Below are 26,768 nucleotides of genomic sequence, written 5' to 3' on the forward strand. Positions count from 1 at the left end.
TGCACCCCTCTGCACCTTCTGCTGCGGCGTCAACGGCGACGCCCGAATGGAGCACCGTGAACGAGCACGACCTCGATGTCCTCGACGAGATCCAGCGGCGGGTGCTCTGGCTCGCCACCCGGATCGTGGATGCCGCCAACCACGACCGGGCCACCGGCGACGGCGTGAAGGTCGGCGGCCACCAGGCGTCCAGCGCCTCGCTCGTCACGGCGATGACCGCGCTCTGGTTCGCCCACCTGGACGCCGAGGACCGGGTGGCCGTCAAGCCGCACGCCTCCCCGGTGTTCCACGCCATCCAGTACCTGCTGGGCAACCTGGACCGGTCCTACCTGCCCCGGCTGCGGGCCCGTGGCGGCCTCCAGTCGTACCCGTCGCGCACCAAGGACCCGGACGAGGTGGACTTCTCCACCGGGTCGGTCGGTCTGGGCGCGGCGGCGCCGCTCTTCGCCGCCGCCACCCGCCGGTACGTCGACGCGCACTTCGGCGCCCGGCCGCACTCCCGGTTCGTGGCGTTGATCGGCGACGCCGAGTTGGACGAGGGCAACATCTGGGAGGCGGTCGCCGACCCGGCCACCACCGGCCTGGGCAACGTCATGTGGCTCGTCGACTTTAACCGGCAGTCGCTGGACCGGGTGGTGCCCGGCATCCGGATCAACCAGTGGCGGGGGCAGTTCGAGGCCGCCGGCTGGCACGTCGTGGAGGTCAAGTACGGCCGTCGGCTCGCCGAGGCGTACGCCCGGCCCGGCGGCGGGGCGCTGCGCGACTGGATCGACGCGATGCCCAACGAGCAGTACCAGTCGCTGTTCGGACTGGCCGGCGACACGTTGCGCAAGCAGTTCCTGGACGGCGCGCCGGCCGGCATCGCCGAGCTGATCGAGGGCGTCACCGACGAGGACCTCGGCCCGCTCGTCACCGACCTGGGCGGGCACGACCTTCAGGCGATGCTCGACGCCTATGCCCAGTGCGACGCGGTGACCGACCGGCCCAGCGTCGTCTTCGCGTACACCGTCAAGGGTTGGGGGTTGCCCATCGCCGGCAATCCGCGTAACCATTCCGCGCTGCTCAGCACCGAGCAGGTCGACACGCTGCGCGCCGCGCACGGGTTGACCGCCGAGACCGAGTGGGACCGCCTCGACCCGGCGTCGCCGGCCGGCGTCCGGGCCGGCGCCCGCCGGGAGGCGCTGTCCCGCGCGCCGCGCGAGCGCGCGCTGGGGGTCACCGTTCCGGAGGGCACGGGAGTACGCGCCAACAAGCCCATCTCCACCCAGGAGGTGTTCGGTCGGGTGCTGGTGGACCTGGCGCGGGACCGGGAGGTCGGCCGTTACCTGGTCACCACCGCCCCGGACGTGGCCACCTCCACCAACCTCGCCGGATTCATCAACAAGACCGGCGTGTTCGCCCCCACGGAGCAGCGTTCCTGGACCGAGGACCGGATGCTGCGCTGGACCGAGAGCCCCACCGGGCAGCACATCGAGCTGGGCATCTCGGAGATGAATCTGTTCCTGCTGCTCGGTCAGCTCGGCCTGTCGTGGGACCTGTCCGGTCAGCCGCTGCTGCCGGTGGGCACGGTCTACGACCCGTTCGTGCTCCGGGGCCTCGACGCGTTCCTCTACGGCACGTACTCGGGTTCGCGGTTCGTGGTGGCCGGCACGCCGTCCGGCATCACCCTCGCCCCCGAGGGCGGCGCCCACCAGTCCACGATCACCGCGTCGGTCGGCCTGGAGCTGCCCGGGGTCACGTTCGTCGAGCCGGCGTACGCGGGCAGCCTCGACTGGCTGCTCTGCGACGCGCTCGGGCAGATCGCCGGCGGGGCGACCCCGGCCGCGACCGCCGCCCCGGCAGAGGACGGCGCGTACTACTTCCGCCTCAGCACCCGTCCGCTGGACCAGACGCCGTTCGAGGCGGCCCGGGCCCGGCTCGGTGACGCGGTGCTGCGCCGGCAGGTGGTCGCCGGGGCGTACCGGCTCGTCGACGCGCACCAGGCGTACCCACACCTGGCCGACGCGCCGGTGGTGCAGCTCGCCGGTTCCGGCGCGGTGCTGCCCGAGGTGTTGGCCGCCGCCGCCGAACTGGCCGAGGAGGGCATCGCCGCGCACGTGGTGGATGTGACCAGCCTGGACCGGCTCTACCGGGCCTGGCAGCGCACCCTGCGACAGGGCGTACGCACCGCCACCGTGCCGAGTGTGCCCGGCGCGCTGCGGTCCGCGTTCGCCGACCGGGTGCCGGTGGTGACCGTGCACGACGCGGCGTCGCACGCCATGGCCTGGCTCGGGTCGGCGCTCGGCGCGCCGGCGGTGCCGCTCGGGGTGGACGAGTTCGGCCAGTCCGGCAGTGTGGCCGACCTGTACGAGCTGCACGACCTGCTGCCCGGCAGCATCGTCAACGCCGCCCTGGCCGCCCTCGCCCTGCGCTGACCGGTCTCAGCGGGTCGGCGTCGGGGTGACCGAGGCGGGCGCGCCGGCGCTCGGGTCCTGCACGATGTGGCGTTCCAGGTTGACCTGGGCCTGACCGGTGCCGCCGACGGTGATGTCGTCGTACGCCTGGAGCATCTTCTGCTGGTCGAAGTAGAGCACCGTCATCGACAGCGGGGTGGGCTTCTCGCCCTCCAGACCGCGCAGCCCGGCCCCGCCCGTGGAGCCCTCCACGAACAGGGCGGTCGGCTGCTGGCCGGGGGCCTGCGGCAACTTGGAGACCTGCCGGGCGTGCGTGTGCCCGGCCAGCACCAGTGGGCAGGTGCCGGCGAGCGGCCCGGCCGACGCCGGGTCGTGCACGAGGGCGATGTTGACCGGCCGCGGCGAGTTGCGGATCGTCGCGGCGAGCTGCTCACCCGCGCCGATCACCTGGTCGGCCACCTCCTGGGTGAGCCCGCTGCCGGCCGGTGAGGTGTTCTTGTCCGGGGTGAAGCGCGGGTCGCCGATGCCGGCGATGGTCAGGCCCGCGACCGTGGTCGTCGAGTTGTTCAGCACGATCGCGTTCGGCTGGCGGGCCACGGCGGCGCCGGTCTTGCCCGAGTCGTGGTTACCCCGGATGAACACGTACGGCTTCTTGAGCAGGCTGATCGAGCCGACGAACGACGCCTCCGGCTCGCTGCCCCAGTCGGTGATGTCGCCGGTGTCGACGACCACGTCGATGCCGAACTGCTCCACCACCGTGCGGATGAGCTGCCAGCCCGTCGGGTTGAGGTGCATGTCGGAGACGTGCAGGACCCGGGTGGTGCCCGGCGCGGGATCCAGCACCGGCAACGCGGACACCGTCGTGTAGAGCTGACTGACGTTGCCGACGATGCGTTGCAACTGCTCGGCGTACTTGGTGTAGTCGTTGGCGATGCGGCGGGCGTCGCCGACGATCGCCGGCGCGTTGACCAGCAGGCCCTCGTAGCGTGGCTCCTCGATCGCCTGCGGGCGCAGCGTCGCGGCGGCCGTGCCGAGGCTGCCGGCGGTGACCAGCAGCGCCAAACCGCCGGCCCAGGCCGTACGGCGCACGTCCCGGAAGACCAACGCGGCCAGGATGAGGGTGACCAGCACCGCCGAGGCGAGGGTACGCAGACCGAGCCGCATCACCCCGGAGCGCACATCCTCCACGGCGCTCTGGCTGGCCCGACTGATGCTCGCCGGGTCGTCCAGCAGCGCCTCGGTGCGCCCTTGGTCGAGCGCGCCGAGTCGCACGGTGAGGTGCGTCGGCCCGCTGTGGCTGTCGAGCAGCAGCGCGCCCAGCGGCGGCACGTCGATCGTCGTCCCGCCGTCGGTGGCCGGCGAGAGGGTGAGGTTGGCCCGGAACGGCCCGATGTCGGTGTTCACCCGACCGCCGGCCAGCACGCCGAGCGCCGCCCCGGCCAGGGCCACCACCAGCACGGCGAGGATCATGCCCGTGCGCCGCACCGGACCGCCGGGGCGGCCGATCCGTCGGCGGGCCGGGCGCGACGGCTCGCCGCCGGTCACCGGGTCGTCCCGGCCGTCGGCGTCGCCGTGCTGCTCGTCGCGTTGCCCGTCCATGCTCAGATTCTGACCTGCCCGTCGAAGGATCTTGGCAAACCTGGGCGGAAGGTGACGCAGGTCAGCTGCGGCCGCCGTCGCCGCCGGCGAAGACCACCCGCAGGAGGCGGTCGTCGTCGGCCGCCGGGTCACCCCGCCCGTCGTGGTTGGAGGTGCTCACCCAGAGCGAGCCGTCGGGCGCGGCGGCCACGGCGCGTAGCCGCCCGTACCGGTTGGTCAGCAGCTCGCTCGGCTGCCCGAGCAGGGTGCCGGTGTCGGTCAGCTCCATCACCCACAGTCGCTTTCCGCGCAGGCAGCCGGTGACGAGCAGCCGGTCCGTCGCGGCCAGCCCGGAGCAGGACGCGTCGGACGTCGCCCACTGCGTGATCGGGTCGGCGTAGCGCCTGTCGCCGGCCCGCCCCTCGACCTCCGGCCAGCCGTAGTTGCCGCCCTTGGTGATCTGGTTGATCTCGTCCCAGGTGTTCTGGCCGAACTCGACGGCGTACATGCGCTTGGCCGCGTCCCAGGCGAAACCCTGCACGTTGCGGTGGCCGAAGGACCACACCGGCGAGCCGGGGAACGGGTTGCCCGGCGCGGGCTTGCCGTCGGCGGTGATCCGCAGGATCTTGCCGCCGAGGCTCTTGGTGTCCTGCGCGTTGGGCCGCTCTCCCGCGTCACCGGTGCTGACGTAGAGCTGCCCGTCCGGCCCGAACCCCAGCCCGCCGCCGTTGTGCACGTTCGCCTTCGGGATACCGGTGAGGATCGGGGTGGGCTGCCCGCCGATCTGCAGGCGGGCGACCCGATTGTCCTGCTCGGCGGTGTAGTAGACGAAGACCGTCCGGTCCTTGGCGTAGCCGGGGGACACGGCGATGCCGAGCAGGCCGCCCTCACCCGCCGCCGCCACGTCGTTGATCGTCTGCACGACCCGGACCCGCAGCCCGTCCGGACCGGACTCCGGGCCCACCTGGAGAATCCGGCCGGTGTCCCGCTCGGTGACCAGCGCGCCGCCGTCCGGCAGGAACGCGATGGCCCACGGCACCCGCAGTCCCTTGGCCAGCACGGTGGTCACCGCCTGCTGGCCCGCGCCGCCGGCGTTCGGCGACGCCGACGGGGTCGGCAGGTTGGGTGGCTCGCCCGCCGGATCGGGGTCCGGCTCGCCGAAGCTGCAACCCGAGGCGAACAGCAGCGCCGCGCAGGACGCCGCGAGGACCGCCCGGAGGCGGCGGACGCGAGGGTACGGGGGACGGGCTCTCACCCGGCCCAGGGTAGCCCGCCGGAAGGTCCGGCCGAGGTCCACCGCTCTCAGCGGGCTCGGACCGCCAGCAGCGCCGTATCGTCCTCGCGGTGGTGGATCGACGCGAGCAGCAGGTCGCACAGATCGTCCAGGGGCATCGTGTCGGTGCCGGTCAGCCGGCCCACCAGCTCGGCGAGCCCGTCGTCGATGGACCGGTCCCGACGCTCGATCAGCCCGTCGGTGTAGAGCAGCAGCGTGTCTCCGGTGGCCAGGCCGGTCGAGTGGCTGGTACGCGGCGTGGGCCGGGCCAGGCCGAGCAGCGGCTCGGGAATCGCGTCGAGGACTTCCACCGCACCGCCGGCGCGGACCATCAGGGCCGGTGGGTGCCCGGCGTTGGACCACGTCAGCTCACGGACACCGGAGCGTTCGGGGCCGATCCGCACCAGCGTGGCGGTGGCCGCGATGGGCAGCCGCAGACCGCGGATCGCGTCGTCCAGGTGGCGCACCAGCGCCCCGACCTCGTCGTGCCGGCCGAACGCGTTGCCGCGTACCAGGTTGCGGAGCTGACCCATGGTCGCAGCGGCCTCGATGTCGTGCCCGGCCACGTCCCCGATCGCCGCGATCAGGTCGCCGTCGGGCTGCACGAAGGCGTCGTACCAGTCGCCGCCGACCTCCACCCGCTCGGCGGCCGGCTGGTAGCGGGCCGCCAGCTCCAGCTCCGGCACGAGCGGCAACCGCGGCAGCATGCTGTGTTGCAGGACCTCCGCGACGTGCCGCTGTTCCCCGTACATCGAGCTGTTTCCGATGGCCTGCCCCGCGCGGCGGCCGATGTCCACGGCGGTGAGCAGGTCGCGGTCGTCGAACTGTTGGCGGCCCGGACTGTTGACCAGGGTGATGGCGCCCAGCACGGTGCCCCCGGCGGCCCGCACCGGCACGCTGAGGTACGAGGCGATGCCCAGCCGCTCGGCGATCACCGGCAGCTCCGGGTCCGTGGTGCCCCGGGCCACGTCGGCCGGCGACGCCACCCCGCCGAGCCGGGGCTGGCCGGTCCGCAGCACCGCGCGGATCGCCGACTCCTGGTTCAGGCCGGTCCGCAGCAGCGCGGCGAAGCGGTCGACGTCCGGCGTCCGGGCCTGGTCCTGGTGCGCCGCGACGACCTCCCGGGGCTGTCCCGTGGGCCCGGCGAGGATGAGCAGGCACCAGTCGGCGAGCACCGGCACCATGGCGTCGGCGAGCCGGCGCAGCGACGTGCCCACGTCCAACGTGCCGGCCAGGGTCTCGCTCACTCCGGCCAGCAGTTCCAGGCGCTCGTGCGCCTGCACCACCCGACGACTTGCCTCCTGGGCCCCGTCCAGCGCGATCCGCAGGCGCAACTCCGACGAGCAGGCCGCCGCCAGGTCGGACAGCGTCCGCAGTTGTCGGGCGGTCCACGCCCGGGGCTTGTTGTCGATGGCGCAGAGCGAACCGAGCACCCGGCCGGAGAGGTCGGTCAACGGCATCCCGGCGTACGCGACGACGCCGAGGTCGTCGATGGCGAGGTTGTCGCGTACCCGGGGGTAGAGCCGGGCGTCCGGCAGCACCATGGGCACCTCGATGTCCACCACGTGCTGGCAGAACGAGTGGCTCAACGGGGTCTGCCGCCGCTGCGACCACGGCTCCGGCAGACCGACCGCGCCCGGGAAGAACTGCCGGTCGGCGGAGACCAGGGAGACCAGCGCGACCGGCACCTCCAGCAGATCGCTGACCAGCCGGGCGAACCGGTCGAACGCCTCGTCCGGGGCGGCGTCCAGCCCCGTGTCGGCGAGCGCGCGCAGCCGCGCCGCGTCGCCGAGCGCTCCGGGTGGAGCGGTCGATCGCCGCGCGCTGGCGGGGGAGCCGTCGGTCATCGAGCACCTGTCTGCCTAGGCGGAGGCCGACCTGCCCTCCGATCCGTGGTTTATACCTCGTCGCTGCCGGCCGAAAACCGGTGTGTTGCGTCTCGCCCGGGGCGCGGTTCCGGCGTGCCCGCGCCGGCCGCCGTGGCGACGGCTATCGTCGGCGGACGTGAAGGTATGGATTCCGCACCACGCTGGCCTGGACCTCGTTGGCGAGCTGCCGCCGGGCGTGACGGTGGAGGTCGCCGAACGCGCCGACCGCCTGCCGTCCGCCGTGGCCGACGTCCGTTTCTGGGTGCCGCCGTTCCTGAGCGGTTCGGATGCCACCGCTCTGTTGGGTGAGCTGCCCGACCTGGCGGTGGTGCAACTGCTCTCCGCCGGGGCCGACGCCTGGGTGGGTCGGGTGCCCGACGGGGTCACGCTCTGCGACGCCCGAGGGGTGCACGATCCCTCCACCGCCGAGTGGGTGGTCACCGCGATCCTGGCACAGCTCCGGGCGTTTCCCGCCTTCGCCCGCGCCCAGGGACAGCGGCGGTGGGCGTACGACGGCAACGCGCCGACCGACGAGCTGACCGGCAAGCGGGTGCTGATCGTCGGGGCCGGCTCGATCGGCACGGCGGTGCGCGACCGGCTCGCGCCGTTCGGGGTGAGCTTCACCCTGGTCGCCCGCAGCGCCCGGCCGGAGCAGTCGGTGCACGCCGTCGCGGAGCTGCCGAGACTGCTGCCCGACGCCGACGTGGTGGTGGTGCTGGTGCCGCTCACCGACCAGACCCGTGGTCTGATCGACAAGGATTTCCTGGCCGCGATGCCCGACGGGGCGCTGCTGGTCAACGCGGCCCGAGGTCCGGTGGCCCGTACCGACGCGCTGGTCGCCGAGCTGGCCACGGGCCGGATCTCGGCCGCGCTGGACGTCACCGACCCGGAGCCGCTGCCCGCCGAATCTCCGCTGTGGACGATGCCGAACGTGCTGCTCACGCCGCACGTGGCAGGGTCGGTGCGGGGGCTGCTGCCGCGTGCGTACCGGCTGGTCGGCGAGCAGGTACGGCGGTTCGCCGCCGGTGAACCGCTCGTCAACACGGTGGTCGACGGCTACTGAGCGCCGGCGGGCGGGAGCGGCCGCCTACGCGCCGGGCGTCTCGGCGGCCTCGTCCGGCATCCTCTGGCCGGTGGCGGAGACCAGGCGGGGCAGGTCGGTGCCGCGTACCGCCGGCAGGACGACCTGCTGGCCGTCGTCGAGCCGGGCGACGGCCCGTCCGCGTGCGTCGGTGGCGAACTCGACGACGTGGTCCCAGCCGATCCGGCGTTGCCCGAACAGCGCCCGCAGGCGCAGCTCCCGGGGGTCGGCGTCGGTGCCGGCCCGCCAGGCCCACACCCCGACGCCCAGCGGGACGAGCAGCACCGGCAGCAGGTACGCCCGGGCGTTCGCCAGCGGCAGGGCGCCGATGAAGGCGATGACCGAGGCGACCAGGATGGCTTGGTTGAAACGGAAGCGGACCGTGTCGCGCGTACTCACCCCGCGATGATCCCACCCCTGGTCGGGCGGGGTCGCGGCGGGCGGTGTCACGGGTGCCCGCACGCGTACAGTGACACGGGTCACTGCTTCGTGCCGATGGCGGATGCGTAACCAATCCGGTCGCCGGTCGTTTCCCAGTGTTGGGCAGCGGACTCGCAACATCCGCCGCCCATGCCACCGCAGCACCATCCGCACCATCCGCACCGCCGCACCGCCGCACCGCCCCGTGCCCCCTCACGAAGGCGACCGCCGTGCTCCTCGCGTACCCGTTCCGTTTCCTCGTCCCCCGCCGGGCGGCCCCGGAGGCCGCCGTGTCCACGGCCGTGGCGCTGCTCGTCCTCGCCGGTGTGGCGGGGATGGTCCCGACCCCGGTGGTGATCGCGTTGGCCGGTGGCGCGGGCGCCACCCTGGCCGGCGTACGACTCTCCCGGCTGGCCGCCGGTCGGCCCGCACCGCCGTCGGGCGGCTCCCCGGGCCGGGCGGGGCTGGTCCTGCTCGACGCGGCGGTGGTGGCGGCCGGCTGGTTCGCGGCCGCCCTGCCGCTGGTCGACACCCGGCAGCGCGCGGTCGCACTGCTCGGGTGGCTCACCGTCGCGGCCCTGTCCGTGGCCGGGCTGCGCGGGCTCCCGGCACGGACGCCCTCGCCGACCCGATTGCGGGAGTTGGTCGAGGCGACCGGACCGACGATCGGTCTGACCCTTGCCGGGTGGTTGCTCCTGCCCGTGGACACTCTCCCCGCCCCGGCCCGGCTGCTCGCGGCGCTGGTGTTGGCCGGGTTGGGCATCGCCGCGCTCAGCGCGTTCACCGGCGCCGGGCGGCGCTCGGGCCACGCGATCTGCCGGGGCGGCCTCCTGCTCACCCTGGTCGGTCTGGCGCTGTTGACGATCCTGCCGCCCGCCTCGTCGGGGCGCGCGCCACTCCTGGCGGTGCCACCGCTGGTGCTCGGCATGCTGCTGACGGCCCTGGGCGCGACATCGGCGGTACCGTCGGCCAGCTCGACGCCGCCGTCCGGTTCACCGGCCACGACCTGGCCACGGGCGGTTCTCCCGGCCTCGGTGCTGCTGCTCGCGGCGGGCCTGCACCTCGGCTCCGGTCGCACTCCGGACCGGACGAGTCTGTTGCTCGCCCTGGCGGCGGTGCCACCTCTGGTCCTGCGGGAGCTGCTGCGCGGCGCTGACGGTGGCGTCCCCGAGCGGCCCGCCGCGCACCGCCGGGCGGCCGACCACACGGTCCGCCGCCGGGAGTCGCAACCGCCGTGGCAGGCCCCGACGACCGATTCGTGGACTCCTGCGGCCGACGTCGACGCGACCTGGCCCGAAACGGGTGTCTCCTGGTCGCGCCACGGTTTCGGCCCGGCCGGCGAGGGGCCGGGGGACCGGGCGGCCCTGCTCGCCGCCCTCGCCGCGATCGGCGACGTGCCCGCCCCGGCCGGTGCGCTGCTGCTGGTGGAGCTGCACGGCATCGAAGGGCTCGGCCCGGTGGCCCGCGAGGACGCGCTTGCCGAGGCCGCCCTGCGGGCACGGGCGGTGGTCGCGTCCGGCGATCTGGTGACCGCCTGCGCCGGCCACGGTTTCGCGGTGGTCACCGGCGCGGGGCCCGTGCTGGCGTACGCGCTGGGCACCCGGCTGCTGAGCACGCTCACCTCGCCCTACCGGTTGGCCGGGTCGGTGCTGCGCGTGCAGGCGAGCATCGGGCTGGCCGAGGTCAGTGGCGCGGGGCCGGCCGACGTGCTTCGTCAGGCCGAGCTGGCCCGGCGGCGGGCGGTGCAGCTGGGCCGGGACCGGGTCGAGTGGTACGACGCCTTCCTGGAGGAGCAGCTGGTCCGTCGGCTCGACCTGGAACGCGAGTTGCCGGGCGCGGTCGCCCGGGGCGAACTGGACCTGGTCTACCAGCCGGTGCTCGACCTGACCGACCGTCAGCCGGTGGGCGCCGAGGCGCTGCTGCGGTGGCGTAGCCCGGTGCTCGGCACGGTGCTCCCGGGCGAGCTGCTGCCGGTCGCCGAGGACCTGGATCTGGTCGGCGAACTGGAGTGGTGGGTGCTGGACCGGGCCTGCCGGCAGTTGGCGGCCTGGTCGGCGGGCCCCCGGGAGCTGTGGATGGCCGTCAACGTGACCACCCGCGAGCTGACCACGCCCGACTTCGTGCAGCGCGCCGCGGCGGTCCTGGCCGCGTACGGGGTGCCACCCGAGCGTCTGGTGGTGGAGGTGGCCGAGCCGAGGGTCGCCGCCGACCTGTCGACGGTGGTGGCCCGGCTGGCGGGCCTGCGGTCGTTGGGCGTACGCACCGCGCTCGACGACTTCCGGCCCGAACACGCCTCGCTGGCCCACCTGCGCCGGCTGCCGATCGACCTGCTGAAGGTGGGGCCCGATCTGGTCGGGGCCGAGCCCACGGGGCAGCCGCCGCTGATCGACGTGGTGGTCAACGTCGGTGAGCGGTTGGGTGTGGAGATCGTGGCGGAGGGGTTGGAGTCGCCCACCCAGGTCGAGGGTGCCCATCGGGCCGGCTGCCGTTACGGGCAGGGTTTCGCGCTGTCCCGTCCGGCGACCGCCGAGCGCGTCGAGGCGTACTTCGAGGAGTTTCCCTCGGCGTACCGGTGATGAACCGGTTCACCTGTCCCGGGGTGGTGCCGTGCTGCCGCGCGGGGTCAACTGCGGTGTCTCGTCCCGCAACCGGGTCGCCGGCTCGCCCGCGATAACGCCGAGCAGGTGGCGGGCCGCGTGCGCCCCGTACGCGGAGATGTCGCGGCCCAGGGCCGTCAACGGCGGGTGCACCAGCCGGCACAGCGGCGAGTCGTCCCAGGCCACGATGGACAGGTCGGCCGGCACGGTCAGGCCCATCTCCTGGGCCACCGAGAGTCCTGCGATGGCCATCACGTCGTTGTCGTAGATGACCGCGGTGGGCCGGGAGGTGGCGCTGAGCAGTCGTCGGGTGGCCCGCCCGCCCTCCTCGCCGGTGTAGTCGGAGAAGACGGTGACCGTGTCGGAGAGGCCGAGACGCCGGCACACCGCCGCGAAGGCGTCGGTACGGATCTGGGTGTGCCGCAGGTCGGGCAGGCCGCCGACCCGGGCGATCCGGCGGTGCCCGAGCGCGACCAGGTACTCCACGGCCTCGGTCAGCGCCGCAGCGTCGTCCGAGAAGAGGCTGGCCAACTCCCCGGTGCCGCCCGGCCCGCCGATGACCACGGCCGGCAGGCGCAGTTGTTCCAGGGCGGGGATGCGCTCGTCGTCGGTGCGCAGGTCGCAGACGAGGACCCCGTCCACCCGGCGCTCGCCCCACCACCGCCGGTAGACGGCGATCTCGGCGTCGTGATCGGCCACCACCTGCAACGTCAGCGCGTACGAGCGGGCCGACAGTTCGGCCTCCACACCGCTGATCAGCGCCATGAAGAACGGTTCCACGCCCAGCGTCCGCGCGGGGCGACACAGGGCCAGGCCGACGGCCCGGGCGGTGGCGGCGGAGAGTGCCCGCGCGGCGCTGCTCGGACTGAACCCGATCTCGGTGGCGATGGCGAGGATGCGCTGCCGGGTGGCCTCGGAGACGCCGGGCTGCCCGTTCAACGCGTACGACACGGCGCCCTTGGACACCCCCGCCCGTCGGGCGACGTCCGCGATTGTCGGCCGCTTCACCGCGTGCTCCTTAGCGGTTCAAGGGCTTTGACACCCCGGAGGTCGGATCGTACGGTGGCTGAGCTTATCCGGTTCAGCTAACGTCTCGATCACGAAGGTGCGGTGAATCGTGAGCCGACAGGCCCTGCACGACGGCTGGACGCTGCGGGCGATGTCCGACGTGGACGTGCCCGCGGAGGTCGCCGACCGGACCGTACCGGCGACCGTGCCCGGGTGTGTCCACACCGACCTGCTCGATGCCGGGCTGATCCCCGACCCGTACCTCGACGACAACGAGTCGTCGCTGGCCTGGATCGGCCGCGCCGACTGGCGTTACCGGACGACCTTCCGTCCGCCGGCCGGCGACCACGACCGGATCGACCTGGTCTGCGGCGGCCTGGACACCGTCGCCACCGTCAGCGTCAACGGCGTTGAGGTCGGCCGCACCGAGAACATGCACCGCGGCTACCGGTTCGACGTCCGCGCGCTGCTGCGCGCCGGCGACAACGAGCTGACCGTCGCGTTCGACTCCGTGTACCGCTACGCCGAGGCGCAGCGCGACCGACTCGGCGACCGACCCAACGCGTACCCGGAGCCCTTCCAGTTCGTCCGCAAGATGGCCTGCAACTTCGGCTGGGACTGGGGGCCGACACTGGTCACCGCCGGAATCTGGCAGGACATCGGCCTGCACGCCTGGTCCACCGCCCGGCTGGCCAGCGTCCGTCCGCTGGTCACCCTCGACGGCCGCGACGGCCGGGTCGAGGTGCACGTCGAGGTCGAGCGGGTCGCCGACGTCCCGCTGACCGTCCGGGTCGCCGTCGGCGGCGTCCGCGCCGAGGCCGTCGTCGAGGCCGGCCAGCGCACGGCCGTGCTGACCCTCGCCGTCCGCGAGCCCACGCTCTGGTGGCCCCGGGGGTACGGCGAACAGGCCCGCCACCTGCTGGACGTCACCCTGCACGCGCCGGACGGCGACACCCTGGACACCTGGTCCCGGCGGATCGGCTTCCGCTCCGTCCGACTGGACACCACGCCCGACGAGCACGGCACCCCGTTCGCGCTCTCGGTCAACGACGTGCCGGTCTTCGTCCGGGGCGTCAACTGGATCCCCGACGACGCGTTCCCCACCCGGATCACGCGCGACCGGCTCGCCGACCGGTTCGACCAGGCCGCCGCCGCCAACGTCAACCTGCTGCGCGTCTGGGGTGGCGGCCGGTACGAGTCGGAGGCCTTCTACGACCTGGCCGACGAACGCGGCCTGCTCGTCCAACAGGACTTCCTCTTCGCCTGCGCCGCGTACCCCGAGGAGGAGCCGTTCGCCACCGAGGTGGCCGCCGAGGCCGCCGAGCAGGTGACCCGCCTGACGCCGCACCCGTCGCTGGTGCTCTGGACCGGCAACAACGAGAACATCTGGGGCTGGCACGACTGGGGCTGGCAGGAAGCCCTGGCCGGGCGCACCTGGGGACGCGGCTACTACCTCGACGTACTGCCCCGCACCGTCGGCGAGCTGGACCCGACCCGCCCGTACTGGCCGGGCAGCCCCTGGTCGGGAAGCGAGACCATCCACCCGAACGACCCGGCGCACGGCACCACCCACATCTGGGACGTGTGGAACACCGACGACTACCCGAAGTACCGCGAGTACGTGCCGCGCTTCGTGGCCGAGTTCGGCTACCAGGCGCCGCCCACGTACGCCACGCTGCGACGCGCGCTCAGTGACGAACCGCTCGCACCCAACTCGCCGGGCATGGCCCACCACCAGAAGGCGGCTGGCGGTGACGCCAAGCTCCAGCGGGGCCTCGACGCCCACCTGCCCGTACCGGCCGACTTCGACGACTGGCACTACCTCACGCAGCTCAACCAGGCGCGGGCCATCCAGCTCGGGGTGGAGCACTTCCGCTCCCACCGCGACGTCTGCGCCGGCACGATCGTCTGGCAGCTCAACGACTGCTGGCCGGTGACCTCCTGGTCGGCCGTCGACGGCGACGGCCGCCGTAAACCCCTGTGGTACGCGCTGCGCCACGCGTACGCCGACCGCCTGCTCACCGTGCAACCCCGCGACGGCGGGCCGGCTGGTGGCGGTGTGCTGGCTGGTGGCGGTGGGTTGGCGCTGGTCGCGGTGAACGAGACCGGCGAGGCGTGGACCGTGCCGGCCACGGTCACCCGCGTCACCCTCACCGGGGAGCCGAGGGCGAAGACCTCGGTCCACCTCGACGTCCCGGCGTACTCCTCGGTCGTGCTGGCGCTGCCGGCGGACCTGGCGCGGCCGGACGAGAGCCGCCGTGAGCTGCTGGTCGCCGAGGCCGGCGGCACGGCGGAGCGTGCGCTGTGGTTCTTCGCCGAGGACCGGGACGTGCCGTGGCCGACGGCGGCCTGGGACGCGACGGTCGAGCCGGTCGACGGCGGCCAGCGGGTCCGGGTGACCGCGCGCACGGTGCTGCGCGACCTGACCCTCTTTCCGGACCGGTTGGACCCGGCGGCCACTGTGGACGAGGCCCTGGTCACTCTGCTGCCGGGTGAGTCGGCCACGTTCACCGTCCGGTCCGAGGCGCCCCTGGACCCGGCGTCCCTGACCACCCGCCCCGTGCTCCGCGCGGTCAACGACCTGACCTGACCTGACCCCGGTCCCACCCCACCGTCCCGCCGATCTTGCGGTTTCTGTTGTCGACATGGGGTGAGATACCCCTTGTGTCGGCACCGAAAGTGCAAGATCGCGGGGAGTGACGGTCCCGGTGGCCGCGGTGGCGGGCACTGGTGTCGGATCCTGGACTGTCCTGGCGGCAGCGGGGGTGGCGTTCAGCACCAAGAATGGTGACCATCCATCGGCGGACGGGCCCGGGAGGTGCTGGGTTGACGGACGGACCACACCCGGCGGCCGACGCCCGGCCGGCCGGGCAACCGGGGTCGCCGACGCAGACGGTCGCCCGGTGGGCGGAGGTGCACCGCCTGGCAGTGGCGGGCCGGCAGCCGGAGATCGCCCGGGACGTCGGTGACCTGGTGTCGAGGGCGTGGGTGCGCCGGTCGCGGTTCGCCGACGTGGCGGCGCTGGCGACGGCGACCCTGACTCTCGGCCCGGACGCCGACGCCTACTACCACCTGGGGCACGCGCAGTACGTGACGGGACAGCCCTGGAAGGCCCTGGCCAGTCAGGAGCAGGCCCTGCACCTGTACCGCGAGGCCGGCGACCGGAACGACGAGGCGGGCACCCTCAACAACATCGGCGCCACGTACGACCGGCTCGGGGACGGGGAGCGGGCGCTGGCCCACTACGAGGAGGCGCTGGCGATCGCCCGCGAGGTGGGCGACCGGGACGGCGAGGCGGGCACCCTCAACAACATCGGCCATCTGCACGACCGGCTCGGGGAGTGGGACGACGCGCTGTCCTACTTCGGGCAATCCCTACCCATTCAACGCGAGGTCGGCAACCGAGAGGGCGAGGCGGCCACCCTCAGCAACATCGGCTTCGTGTACGACAACCAGGGCGATCGGGAGCGGGCGCTGGCCCACTACACGCGTGCCCTGCCCATCCAACGCGAGGTTGGCGACCGGGTCGGCGAGGCGGTCACCCTCAACAACATCGGCTACGTGTACGCCCGGCGCGGGGACGGGGAGCAGGCTCTGATCCACTACGCGCAGGCCCTCCCCATTCGGCGGGAGGTCGGCGACCGCAACGGCGAGGCGGCCACCCTCAACAACATCGGTCTCGTGCTCTCCGATCGGGGGGATGGGGACGGGGCGCTGTCCTACTACACGCAGGCGCTGCCCATCGCCCGTGAGGTCGGTGACCGGTTCGGCGAAGCGAACACCCTCAGCAACATCGGCCTCGTGTACGCCCGGCGCGGAGACGCGGAGCGGGCGCTGTCCTACTACGGGCAGGCGCTGTCCATCGCCCGTGCGATCGGTGACCGGCTGGGCGAGGCGAACACCCTCAACAACATGGCGTCGATTCGCCTCCAACAGGGCGATCTCGTTGGCACGAAAGACATGTTCAGCGAGGTTCTCGAGACCCTCCGCATCGTCGGCGACCGTAGGTCCGAGGCGACGGTCAGCGCGAACATGGCCCTCCTGCTGCTGAAGATGGCGCACGTGGACCAGGCCACCGGGTACCTGCGTCGCGCGGTCGTTCTGGCCGAGCAGACGAATCATCCAGAGCTGGACCGGTTCCGAATGATCCTCGCTCAGATAGCGCAGACCGGAGCACGGTGAGCGATGGGGACTGCGGCTGGGAAGGAGACCACTGTGGCGGGTGACCTGAACACCCATGAGCTGGAGATCTTCGAGCGGACATCGGACTACTCGGAGTTGCGGCTGTCGACCGGTGGGGAGCGGCCCAAGACCCGTGGGCTGGACCAGGCCGCCATCGACCAGTTGATCGAGCGCGTGGATCGCCACTACAGCCAGCACTCAATCGTCCAACAGGTCTTCGGCTCGCCGCAGCTTCGCGATCTCGGGACGCGGCTTGCCACTCTCCTCGACGGTGACGAGCGGTGGTTGACACCGATCCTCCAACAGCCTCCCGGCGCCACGCTGCGGATCACCGGCGCGGGACGACTACGGCACCTGCCCTGGGAACTGCTCGCCGCGGACGGTGCGCACCTCGCCATCTCCGGCTCGGCGCCGCTGTTGCCGGTGCGGGCCGCGGGCAACGACACCGTCCGCAGGGGCCTGATCGGTCCGGCCAACCGGCCTCTGCGCGTGCTGTTCATGGCCACCTCCCCCGAGGGCGTCGAACCCGAACTGAGGTACGAGGCCGAGGAGGCCGCGATCCTGGAGGCCACCGCCCGCACCGGCGCCGAACTGGTCGTCGAGGAGAGTGGAACGCTGGAAGGGCTGCGCCTGCTCACCCGGGACTACGGCGCGGGATACTTCGACGTCCTGCACCTGAGCGGCCACGCCACGATCAACCTGGATGGCAAGCCCGTCTTCCTGATGGAGGACGAGTTCGGCGCGCGCGTCGACGCCAACGCCGACCAGATCGTCCAGGCGATGGCCGGGCACTGGCCCCGCCTGATCTTCGTCTCCGGCTGCCTGACCGGGAACGCTCCCCAGTCCGGCGCGTTCCCCTCGATGAGTGAGAGCCTGGTCGACGCCGGCGCCCCCGCCGTGCTGGGATGGGCGCTGCCGGTGAGCGACCTCGCCGCCACCGAGTTCGCCGCCGAGCTCTACCGGTCCCTGGCGGACGGGGTGCCCCTCGACCGGGCCATCGTCGAGGCCCGGCAGCAGCTGTACGCGCGCCAGCACGGTAACTGGCACCTGCTGCGCGTCTACGCCGACCGATCGCCACTCGCCCCCGTGGTCACGCCCCTGCACACCAGGGGGCGTGCGCGGACCCGGATCCGCCCCGCCGAGCAGGATTTCCTGGACCCACAGACCCACCTGTCCCGGGTCGCCCCCCGCGCCGCTTTCGTCGGACGACGGCGCGTCATCCAGCGCTGCCTACGTACCCTCAGAAGCCCTACGGGCAGCGCGGGCGCGGCCCTGATCCTGCAGGGCATGGGTGGTCTCGGCAAGAGCAGCCTCGCCTCCCGGCTGCTGGAACGCATGCCCAACCACCAGCGTGCCGTCTGGTACGGCCGGGTCGACCTGACCAGCTTCCGCGACCTCGCCACCAAGGTGTCATTCCCCACCCTGGAACAACAGGTCGAGGCGGACCGGCTGCTGGCCAACGACGAGGCGCCCCTCGTCGTACGCCTCCGGCACCTGCTCGACGTCGACGGGCCACTCGGGCAGACCGCCTGCCTGTTCGTCTTCGACGACTTCGAGGAAGGCAACCTCGACGAGCGCGACGGCGGGCACGTGCTCTCGGCCGAGCTGGCAGAGATCCTTCCGGCCTTGCTCAAGGCCATTCGCGAGACCGGCAGCCCCAGCCGAGTGGTGATCACGAGCCGCTACCGCTTCCCGACCCCGGCCGGAACCGCCGTGGTCGAGTCGCTCGAAACCCTCAACCCGACCGAGCAGGCCAAGAAGCTCGCCAACCTGCCGAACCTGCGTCCGCGATCCTCCATCGACCCGGACATCCGTGAGCGCGCCGTCCAGGCCGCGGCCGGCAACCCTCGCCTGCTCGACTGGCTCGACCTGATCGTCGGCGACGGCACCCTCGACGTCGACGGTCTCATCGGTGCCATCGAACGGGAGACCGACAAGTTCCGCCGCGAAACCATCCTCGCCAAGAACCTGCTCGGCTCGCAGGACCGGGAACTGCAACGGATGCTCGCCAAGGTCAACGTCATCGAACTGCCCGTACCCGCCGAGACCGTCCGGGCCGTCCACGACCACCCCGACGCCGACCGGCACGTCGAGCGTGCCGTCCAACTCGGCCTGCTCGAAGAGGGCACCGACCCGGAAACCAGTCATCCCCGGTACTTCGTCTCCAACGTCCTGCGCCCGCTCATCCGTCCTCTGCTCACCGACGACGAGTACACCCAGGCCTGTGCCGCCGCGGCCCGCAGCCTCTACAACATCTGGGTCGTCGACGCGGCGGCATCCGGGTCCACGTCGTGAACACCCGGTGGGTGGAGGTGCACCGGCTCGCGGTGGCGGGCCGGGAGCTGGCCATCGCCCAGCACGTCGGCGATCTGGTGTCGAGGGTGTGGCTGCGCCGGTCGCGGTTCGCGGACGTCGCGGCGCTGGCCAGCGCGACGCTGACTCTCGGCCCGGACGCCGGTTCGTTCTACGACCTGGGGTGGACGCAGGCCGCGACGGGGCAGCCCCGGCAGGCCCTCGCCAGCTACGAGCGGGCCCTGCGCCTGTATCGCAAAGCCGGCAATCGCGGCAACGAGGCGGCCACGCTGAACAGCATCGGCGTCGTGTACGACAGTCTCGGGAACAGGGACCGGGCGCTGACCTACTACGAGCAGGCTCTACCCATTCAACGGGAGGTGGGAAATCGTGCTGGCGAGGCGGCCAACCTGAACAACATTGGCTACCTGTATGACAGGAGCGGGGATGGGGAGCGGGCGTTGGGCTACTACGGGCAGGCGCTACCCATCCGACGCGAGGTGGGCGATCATGCTGGCGAGGCGACCACTCTGAACAACATCGGTGCCGTGTATGACAGTCGCGGCGATGGGGAGCGGGCGCTGGCCTACTACGCGCAGGCGCTGCCCATCCGGCGCGAGGTGGGCGATCGTGTCGGTGAGGCGGCCACTCTGAACAACCTCGGCTTGGTGTATTACCAGCGTGGGGATGCCGAGCAGGCGCTGGCCTACTACGCGCAGGCTCTGTCTCTCCAAGTGGAGGTGGGCGATCGTGCCGCCGAGGCAGTCACCCGATTCAACATAGGGATGATCCATCGGGCGGTGGGGAACCTCGACGCGGCGATCCGTGAGCTCGAACTCGTCGTCGACCTCGACCGCCAGGTCGACCACCCGGATTTGGCATCCGACACCGCCATGCTCAATCAGCTACGCGAGCAACGCAGCGGGGCACAGGACGGGACCTGACGCGATCTTGCGAAGGGGCGTGCGGTGTGTCCGCGGCCTTGATCGACACGAGATCGCCGATGTCGCGGCATCCCGTCGACAGGGATACCGCGACATCGGCGAAGTCGAGTTGATCAAGCAGCCGAGCCGCCGAGCCGCCGCGCGGCTTACTCGGGGACGCGGCGGTAGGCGCCGTCGCTGGCCGAGGTGGCCATCGAGGCGTACGCGCGCAGCGCCGCCGACACCGGACGCTGGCGATCGGTCGGGGTGTACGGCCGGTCGCGCTTCTCCTCGGCCACCCGTCGTGCCTCCAGCTCGTCCTCCGGCACGTTCAGCTCGATCGACCGGGCCGGGATGTCGATGACGATCTCGTCGCCCTCGCGGACCAGGGCGATCAGGCCGCCGGAGGCGGCCTCGGGGGAGGCGTGCCCGATGGAGAGGCCGGACGTGCCGCCGGAGAAGCGGCCGTCGGTGAGCAGCGCGCAGGACCGGCCCAGCCCGCGACCCTTGAGGAACGAGGTGGGGTAGAGCATCTCCTGCATGCCCGGGCCGCCCTTGGGGCCCTCGTAGCGGATCACCACGACGTCCCCGGCGACGACCTCCTTGGCGAGGATCGCGGTGACGGCGTCGTCCTGCGACTCGTACACCTTCGCCGGGCCGCGGAACGTCAGGCAGTCGTCCGGCACGCCGGCGGTCTTCACGACGCAGCCCTCCGGGGCCAGGTTGCCGTGCAGGATGGCCAGGCCGCCGTCGGCGGAGTACGCGTGCTCGCGGTCGCGGATGCAGCCCTCGGCGGCGTCGGTGTCGAGTGACGACCAGCGGTTGGTGGTGGAGAAGGGCTCCACGGTACGCACCCCGCCCGGCGCGGCGTGGAACAGCTCGACCGCCTCCGGCGTCGGCGAGCCACCGCGCACGTCCCAGTCGGTCAGCCACTGGGCCAGCGAGGGGGAGTGCACGGCGTGCACGTCCCGGTTGAGCTGCCCGCCCCGGTCCAGCTCACCGAGGATCGCCGGGATGCCACCGGCGCGGTGCACGTCCTCCATGTGGTACTTCGGGGAGTTCGGAGCCACCTTCGCCAGGCAGGGCACCCGCCGGGAGATGGCGTCGATGTCGGCGACGCCGAAGTCGAGTTCCGCCTCGCGGGCGGCGGCGAGCAGGTGCAGCACCGTGTTGGTGGAGCCGCCCATGGCCACGTCGAGGGCGACGGCGTTCTCGAAGGCGGCCTTGGACGCGACGGTGCGGGGGAGCACCGACTCGTCGTCGCCGTCGTACCACCGCTTGGCGATGTCGACGACGGTCCGGCCGGCCTCGACGAACAGCGACCGGCGCGCGGCGTGGGTGGCGAGGGTCGAACCGTTGCCGGGGAGCGCGAGCCCGATGGCCTCGGTGAGGCAGTTCATCGAGTTGGCGGTGAACATGCCGGAGCAGGAGCCGCAGGTCGGGCAGGCGGAGCGCTCGATCTCGCCGAGCTGCGCGTCGGTGACCGCCTCGTTCGAGGACGCGACCATCGCGTCGATCAGGTCGATCTTGCTGTGCACGATGCCCTCGATCGCCGCCGTCTTGCCGGCCTCCATCGGGCCGCCGGAGACGAAGACGGTCGGGATGTTGAGGCGCAGCGCGGCCAGCAGCATGCCTGGAGTGATCTTGTCGCAGTTCGAGATGCAGACCAGGGCGTCCGCGCAGTGCGCGTTGACCATGTACTCCACCGCGTCGGCGATCAACTCGCGGCTGGGCAGGGAGTAGAGCATGCCGCCGTGGCCCATCGCGATGCCGTCGTCGACCGCGATCGTGTTGAACTCCCGGCCGACGCCGCCGGCCTCGGCCACCGCGTCGGCGACCAGGCCGCCCATGTCCTTGAGGTGTACGTGACCCGGCACGAACTGGGTGAAACTGTTGGCGATGGCGACGATCGGCTTGCCGAAATCGTCGTCGGTCATCCCGGTGGCCCGCCAGAGGGCCCGGGCGCCGGCCATCGTCCGACCGTGTGTGGACGTCCTCGATCGCAGCTCAGGCATGCGTACCAGCATGACACCGCCGCCGCGCGGGACCCCGCGGTAGAGGGCCCGTGTCCCAACAGATGCACATCCGGTCTCCCGCGACGTGCGCTCATCCGGCACTCTTGTTGTCGTGCATCTCCCCCCGGGCATGGTCGCCGTCGCGGCGCTGAGCGGGCTGGTCGCGGCCGTGGCCACCGCGCTGCTCACCATGGTCGTCGGGCAGCGGACCGGGCCGCGCCGACCGGCGCACGTGCTGCTCGCGGGCGCCGCCGGGGTTACCCTGGTCAGCCTGCTGGCCGGGGTGGTGGCGGTGCTCTCGGCGAGCGACCACTGGGCACACGAGCAGGGCCAGCGGACCGGATGGGCCACCGCCACGGCGATCGGTACGGCGCTGGCCGGGCTGGCCTTCGCGGCCGGTCTGCTCCGGCTGCCGGGCGTCGCGGCCACCGCCGCGGGGACCGCCCGGCTCGCGCTGGACGGCGTCACCGTGGCGGCGGCGCTGTGGTTCGTCGGCTGGGTGCTCTTCTCCGAGCCGACCCGGCTGCTCGGCGCCGCCACTCCGATGGCCTGCCCGGCGATCCTGGTGACGACGGTGAGCGCCGCGCTCGGGGCCGGCCTCGCCGTGATCGTCGTCTTTCGGGCCGCCGCGCCGCGTCGCCGGCTGGCCGTGCTCGCGACCGGCATCACCGCGGTGAGCTGCGGCGGGCTGGGCCTCAGCGCGGGGCTCTGCCAGTCCGGGCCGACCATGGCGCTCGCCGGCGCGGCGCTGCTGTCGGCCGGCCTGCTGGCCGTCGCGCTCGAGGTGCGCCGGGCCGATCAGCCGGGGGAGGTCGCGCTGGACCTCATCGGTCGGGACGGTGAGTACGCCCTCGCCCCGATGCTGGCGATGGCGGCCTCGGCGATGTACCACCTGCTCCAGGACGGCCGCTTCACCGCGCCGGGCATCCTCGCCGGCAGCGTGGAGGGCTTCGCCCTGGTGGCGCGGCAGTACCTCACCCTCAAGGACGTCCGGGACTACGCCGGCCGCCTGGTCGAGCGGGAGGCGCACTTCCGTGAGCTGGCGCACACCGACCCGTTGACGTCGCTGGCCAACCGGCGCGGGCTGCTGCGGGCGCTGCACGACGGCGCGGCGGCGGGCACGCCGTGCGTCCTGCTCGGTCTGGACCTGGACGGCTTCAAGAACGTCAACGACATGCGCGGCCACGACGTGGGTGACGCGGTGCTGGCCGAGGTGGGCCGTCGGCTGCGCGGCAACCTGCGTCCGGGCGACGTGGCGGCCCGGCTCGGCGGCGACGAGTTCGCCGTGCTCATGCCGGCCCGCCCCGCCGAGGCGGACCGGGTGGCCGAGCGGCTGCTCGGGGTGCTGAACCGCCCGTACGACCAGCCGGAGGGCCCGGTCTTCCTATCCGTGAGCATCGGCGTGGCCGGGTGGGCCGCCGAGCCGGACGTGGAGTTGCTGCTGCGCCACGCCGACCTGGCGCTGCGCTACGCCAAGCAACGCGGCAAGAACCGGATCGAGCGCTACGACGCGGCGTACGACCAGTTGTTGCGCCGCCGTACCACCGTGGAGCACGAGTTGCGGGGCGCTATCGACCGCGACGAGCTGCGGCTCGCCTTCCAGCCGGTGGCGTCGCTGCCGTCGGTCCGGCCGGTCGGCGCCGAGGCGTTGCTCCGCTGGCACCACCCCGAGCTGGGCAACGTCCGCCCGGACGAGTTCATCCCCCTCGCCGAGGAGTGCGGGATGATCTCCACACTCGGCGCCTGGGTGCTGCACCAGGCCTGCTACCAGCTCTCCCGCTGGCTGGCCGACGGGCACGACGTGTGGGTCTCGGTGAACGTCTCGCCGCGCGAGCTGCACGCCCCGGAGTACGTGGTCCAGGTCGCCGAGGCCCTGCGCGCCCACCACGTACCGCCGCAGCGGTTGGTGCTGGAGGTCACCGAGCACGCGGTCGCCACCGATCTGGACGAGCTGATCCGGCGGTTGACCGCGCTGCGGCTGACCGGCGTACGGATCGCGCTGGACGACTTCGGCGCCGGGTACTCGTCGCTGGGGCAGCTACGCCGGCTCCCCATCGACATCCTGAAGATCGACCACAGCCTGGTGGCCGAGCACGAGCCGGTCCGCCCGGTGGGCAAGGACGGTCCGGCGTTCGCGCCCATGGTCGACATCGTCATGCGGCTGGGCCACCAGCTGGGCATGGAGGTCATCGCCGAGGGCGTCACCACGCCGACGGAGCTGGCCGCGGTGGTCGCCGCGGGCTGCCGGTTCGGTCAGGGAGCGCTGTTCGGCTGGGGGGTGCCCGCGGAGCACCTGGAGGCGATGCTGGAGGCGGCCACCTCGCCGGGCGCGCGGCCCGGTCCGGTGCCCGTCCAGCGCCGCGCACCCGGCGGGTCCGGGCAGGTCATGCCCCCTGGCGGCGGCGCGGCGTCGGCCGACGCGCCGCCGTCCGTTAACCAACATGTGGGATCAGTTGACTCATCGCGTGAGATGCGTCAGGCTTAGCCGCATGTCGTCGTACCGGTCGCTGCGAGTACTTATCTGAGCGCACTCTCCTCCGTCGAGAGTGCGCTGGCCCCGTGCATCTGCACGAGGGCCGTTTTTATTGCCGTCGGAACCTGTCGCGACGGGCCCCACGCCCACGTCGCATCGCTGAACAAGCCCCAGCCACTCCAGCCGAAGGCCAGAACCACCATGACGAGACCAACGCCCGAGACCCTCGCCCACACCGCCCGGCGGGCCCGCGCGACCGCCGACCCGGCCGGCGCCGCCGACCCCGCCACCCGCGCCGCGGCCACGCCGGCAGTCCCGGCCGTACGGACATCCGCCCCGGCAGAGGTCTCCGGTGCCGGCTCGCTGGTGCGGTCCCTTGAGGCGCTCGACGTCGACGTCGTCTTCGGCATCCCGGGCGGCGCGATCCTGCCGGCGTACGACCCGCTCTACGACTCCACCGTCCGGCACATCCTGGTCCGCCACGAGCAGGGCGCCGGTCACGCGGCGACCGGGTACGCGCAGGCCACCGGCAAGGTCGGCGTCTGCATCGCCACCTCCGGCCCGGGCGCGACCAACCTGGTGACGCCGATCGCCGACGCGTACATGGACTCGGTCGCGATGGTGGCGATCACCGGGCAGGTGGCTCGCCCGTCGATCGGCACCGACGCCTTCCAGGAGGCGGACATCCAGGGCATCACGCTGCCGATCACCAAGCACAACTTCCTCGTGCAGACCGCCGAGGAGATCCCGCAGGTGCTGGCCGAAGCGTTCCACCTGGCCAGCACCGGCCGGCCCGGCCCGGTGCTGGTCGACATCCCCAAGGACGTGCTCCAGGCGTCGACCACCTTCACCTGGCCGCCCACGCTGGACCTGCCCGGCTACCGGCCCACCCTGCACCCGCACGGCAAGCAGATCCGCGAGGCGGCCCGGTTGCTGGCCGGTGCCCGGCGGCCGGTGCTCTACGTGGGCGGCGGGGTGCTCAAGGCCGGCGCCACCGAGGGGCTGCGTCGGCTCGCCGACCTGACCGGCATCCCGGTCATCACCACGCTGATGGCGCTCGGCGCGTTCCCCGACTCGCACCCGCAGCACCTGGGCATGCCCGGCATGCACGGCACCGTCGCCGCCGTGTACGGCCTCCAGAAGGCCGATCTGATCGTCGCGCTGGGCGCGCGGTTCGACGACCGGGTCACCGGCAAGCTCGACTCGTTCGCGCCGGACGCGGCGGTGGTGCACGCCGACATCGACCCCGCCGAGATCGGCAAGAACCGGCACGCGGACGTCCCGATCGTCGGTGACGCCAAGCACGTCATCGACGAGCTGATCGCGGCGGTCACCGTCGAGCGTGCGGCGGGGCGGGTCACCGACCTGAAGGATTGGTGGACCCAGCTCGACGACCTGCGTAACCGTTATCCGCTGGGCTACGACGAGCCGTCCGACGGCACGCTCTCCCCGCAGTACGTGATCAAGCGGTTGGGAGAGATCGTCGGCCCCGACACGATCTTCGTGGCCGGGGTGGGGCAGCACCAGATGTGGGCGTCCCAGTTCATCTCCTACGAGAAGCCGTACACCTGGTTGAACTCCGGCGGCCTCGGCACCATGGGCTACGCGGTGCCGGCGGCCATGGGCGCGAAGGTCGGCAAGCCGGACGCGGTGGTGTGGGCGATCGACGGTGACGGTTGCTTCCAGATGACCAACCAGGAGTTGGCGACCTGCGCGCTGGAGGGCATCCCGGTCAAGATCGCCGTCATCAACAACGGCAACCTCGGCATGGTCCGGCAGTGGCAGACGCTCTTCTACAACGAGCGCTACTCCAACACCGAGCTGGGCACGCACAAGCACCGGATCCCCGACTTCGTCAAGCTCGCCGAGGCGCTGGGCTGCGTCGGGCTGCGCTGCGAGACCGCCGAGGACGTGGACAAGACCATCGCCGCCGCCATGGAGATCAACGACGTCCCGGTGGTGATCGACTTCGTGGTCGGCAAGGACGCCATGGTCTGGCCGATGGTCGCTGCCGGCACCAGTAACGACGAGATCATGTTCGCCCGCGGCGTCCGCCCGGTCTTCGACGAGGATGACATCTGACCATGAGTGAGCGAAGCGCACGAATCATCAAGGCCGATGCCCCGACCGAGCGAAGCGAGGTCGTGGCATGACCATGCACACTCTGTCCGTGCTCGTGGAGAACAAGCCGGGCGTCCTCGCCCGGGTGTCCGGCCTGTTCTCCCGCCGCGGTTTCAACATCGACAGCCTCGCCGTCGGCGAGACCGAGAACCCGGACGTCTCCCGGATCACCATCGTGGTGAACGCGGACTCGTCCCCGCTGGAGCAGGTCACCAAGCAGCTCAACAAGCTGGTCAACGTACTCAAGATCGTTGAGTTGGATCCGCAGGTCTCGGTCGCCCGGGAGTTGCTGCTGGTGAAGGTCCGCGCCGACCGGGCCGCCCGGTCCCAGGTGCTGGAGACCGTCAACCTGTTCCGGGCCCGGGTCGTGGACGTCGCACCGGACACGCTGACCATCGAGGCCACCGGCACGCCGGACAAGCTCGACGCGCTGCTGCGCGACCTCGAGCCCTTCGGCATCAAGGAAATGGTCCAGTCCGGGCTGGTGGCCATCGGGCGCGGCTCGCGTTCGATCACCGCCGGTCCCGCGCTGCGGGCCGCCTGA

16 protein-coding genes are annotated in these 26,768 nt (G+C 72.4%); 10 read left to right on the forward strand and 6 right to left on the reverse strand.

Annotation, left to right across the window (positions count from 1 at the left end; translation table 11 throughout):
• Positions 1-56: 56 nt before the first annotated feature.
• Entirely contained in the window at positions 57-2,414 is a 2,358-nt protein-coding gene (locus tag ACQP03_RS06430; RefSeq protein ID WP_433460538.1) for a transketolase-like TK C-terminal-containing protein, read from the forward strand.
• Positions 2,415-2,420: 6 nt separating this feature from the next.
• Here the strand turns inward: ACQP03_RS06430 and ACQP03_RS06435 are convergent, their stop codons facing one another.
• The 3 genes from ACQP03_RS06435 to ACQP03_RS06445 all read right to left on the reverse strand — a co-directional run bounded on the left by ACQP03_RS06435 (position 2,421) and on the right by ACQP03_RS06445 (position 7,091).
• A complete protein-coding gene (locus ACQP03_RS06435) occupies positions 2,421-3,992 on the reverse strand; it encodes a metallophosphoesterase (RefSeq protein WP_433460540.1) in 1,572 nt (523 codons plus the stop codon).
• A 61-nt stretch (positions 3,993-4,053) separates the two neighbouring features.
• The gene (locus tag ACQP03_RS06440) at positions 4,054-5,226 is read right to left on the reverse strand and encodes a PQQ-dependent sugar dehydrogenase (RefSeq protein WP_433460542.1); all 1,173 of its coding nucleotides are present in this window, start codon (positions 5,224-5,226) and stop codon (positions 4,054-4,056) included.
• Positions 5,227-5,273: 47 nt separating this feature from the next.
• Complete coding sequence (locus tag ACQP03_RS06445) at positions 5,274-7,091, reverse strand: SpoIIE family protein phosphatase (protein ID WP_433460544.1); 1,818 nt, start codon at positions 7,089-7,091, stop codon at positions 5,274-5,276.
• 157 nt (positions 7,092-7,248) lie between these two features.
• On the opposite strand from ACQP03_RS06445, the gene ACQP03_RS06450 reads away from it, so the two are divergent.
• On the forward strand, positions 7,249-8,175 hold the full coding sequence (locus tag ACQP03_RS06450) for a 2-hydroxyacid dehydrogenase (protein ID WP_357173195.1): 927 nt from the start codon (positions 7,249-7,251) through the stop codon (positions 8,173-8,175).
• Positions 8,176-8,199: 24 nt separating this feature from the next.
• On the opposite strand, the gene ACQP03_RS06455 is transcribed toward ACQP03_RS06450, so the two are convergent.
• Positions 8,200-8,592: a PH domain-containing protein gene (locus tag ACQP03_RS06455; RefSeq protein WP_357127387.1), complete on the reverse strand. Its 393-nt coding sequence runs from the start codon at positions 8,590-8,592 to the stop codon at positions 8,200-8,202.
• A gap of 251 nt (positions 8,593-8,843) precedes the next feature.
• On the opposite strand from ACQP03_RS06455, the gene ACQP03_RS06460 reads away from it, so the two are divergent.
• Entirely contained in the window at positions 8,844-11,189 is a 2,346-nt protein-coding gene (locus tag ACQP03_RS06460) for a GGDEF domain-containing phosphodiesterase (protein ID WP_357127384.1), read from the forward strand.
• A 9-nt stretch (positions 11,190-11,198) separates the two neighbouring features.
• Here the strand turns inward: ACQP03_RS06460 and ACQP03_RS06465 are convergent, their stop codons facing one another.
• Positions 11,199-12,218 (reverse strand): LacI family DNA-binding transcriptional regulator, encoded by a 1,020-nt coding sequence (locus ACQP03_RS06465; RefSeq protein WP_357127381.1) that lies wholly within the window; start codon positions 12,216-12,218, stop codon positions 11,199-11,201.
• A gap of 151 nt (positions 12,219-12,369) precedes the next feature.
• On the opposite strand from ACQP03_RS06465, the gene ACQP03_RS06470 reads away from it, so the two are divergent.
• The 4 genes from ACQP03_RS06470 (at position 12,370) to ACQP03_RS06485 (ending at position 19,636) form a co-directional block, all read left to right on the forward strand.
• The gene (locus ACQP03_RS06470; RefSeq protein ID WP_363661150.1) at positions 12,370-14,808 is read left to right on the forward strand and encodes a glycoside hydrolase family 2 protein; all 2,439 of its coding nucleotides are present in this window, start codon (positions 12,370-12,372) and stop codon (positions 14,806-14,808) included.
• A gap of 236 nt (positions 14,809-15,044) precedes the next feature.
• Positions 15,045-16,400, forward strand: coding sequence for a tetratricopeptide repeat protein (locus ACQP03_RS06475; protein WP_433460548.1), 1,356 nt, complete (start codon positions 15,045-15,047; stop codon positions 16,398-16,400).
• Positions 16,401-16,433: 33 nt separating this feature from the next.
• Entirely contained in the window at positions 16,434-18,695 is a 2,262-nt protein-coding gene (locus ACQP03_RS06480; protein WP_433460550.1) for a CHAT domain-containing protein, read from the forward strand.
• Positions 18,692-19,636, forward strand: coding sequence for a tetratricopeptide repeat protein (locus ACQP03_RS06485; RefSeq protein WP_357394062.1), 945 nt, complete (start codon positions 18,692-18,694; stop codon positions 19,634-19,636). Before ACQP03_RS06480 ends, ACQP03_RS06485 begins: the two co-directional genes overlap by 4 nt.
• Positions 19,637-19,782: 146 nt before the next feature.
• Here the strand turns inward: ACQP03_RS06485 and ilvD are convergent, their stop codons facing one another.
• Positions 19,783-21,630: a dihydroxy-acid dehydratase gene (gene ilvD, locus ACQP03_RS06490; RefSeq protein WP_357173218.1), complete on the reverse strand. Its 1,848-nt coding sequence runs from the start codon at positions 21,628-21,630 to the stop codon at positions 19,783-19,785.
• A gap of 130 nt (positions 21,631-21,760) precedes the next feature.
• On the opposite strand from ilvD, the gene ACQP03_RS06495 reads away from it, so the two are divergent.
• The 3 genes from ACQP03_RS06495 to ilvN all read left to right on the forward strand — a co-directional run bounded on the left by ACQP03_RS06495 (position 21,761) and on the right by ilvN (position 26,768).
• Positions 21,761-24,115 carry a putative bifunctional diguanylate cyclase/phosphodiesterase gene (locus ACQP03_RS06495; protein WP_396833116.1) on the forward strand — a complete coding sequence of 785 codons (2,355 nt, stop codon included), beginning with the start codon at positions 21,761-21,763 and terminating at the stop codon, positions 24,113-24,115.
• A 189-nt stretch (positions 24,116-24,304) separates the two neighbouring features.
• Complete coding sequence (locus ACQP03_RS06500; protein WP_357127363.1) at positions 24,305-26,185, forward strand: acetolactate synthase large subunit; 1,881 nt, start codon at positions 24,305-24,307, stop codon at positions 26,183-26,185.
• A 67-nt stretch (positions 26,186-26,252) separates the two neighbouring features.
• Entirely contained in the window at positions 26,253-26,768 is a 516-nt protein-coding gene (gene ilvN, locus ACQP03_RS06505) for an acetolactate synthase small subunit (RefSeq protein WP_355052170.1), read from the forward strand.

This window comes from Micromonospora sp. CA-248212 (assembly GCF_050948405.1).
Lineage (GTDB): Bacteria > Actinomycetota > Actinomycetes > Mycobacteriales > Micromonosporaceae > Micromonospora.

Coding starts and splice junctions, on each gene's coding strand:
- ilvD (WP_357173218.1), bottom strand. CDS start 21,630: ATGCCTGAGCTGCGATCGAGGACGTCCACACACGGTCGGACGATGGCC.
- ACQP03_RS06495 (WP_396833116.1), top strand. CDS start 21,761: ATGGTCGCCGTCGCGGCGCTGAGCGGGCTGGTCGCGGCCGTGGCCACC.
- ACQP03_RS06435 (WP_433460540.1), bottom strand. CDS start 3,992: ATGGACGGGCAACGCGACGAGCAGCACGGCGACGCCGACGGCCGGGAC.
- ACQP03_RS06445 (WP_433460544.1), bottom strand. CDS start 7,091: ATGACCGACGGCTCCCCCGCCAGCGCGCGGCGATCGACCGCTCCACCC.
- ACQP03_RS06470 (WP_363661150.1), top strand. CDS start 12,370: ATGTCCGACGTGGACGTGCCCGCGGAGGTCGCCGACCGGACCGTACCG.
- ACQP03_RS06500 (WP_357127363.1), top strand. CDS start 24,305: ATGACGAGACCAACGCCCGAGACCCTCGCCCACACCGCCCGGCGGGCC.
- ilvN (WP_355052170.1), top strand. CDS start 26,253: ATGACCATGCACACTCTGTCCGTGCTCGTGGAGAACAAGCCGGGCGTC.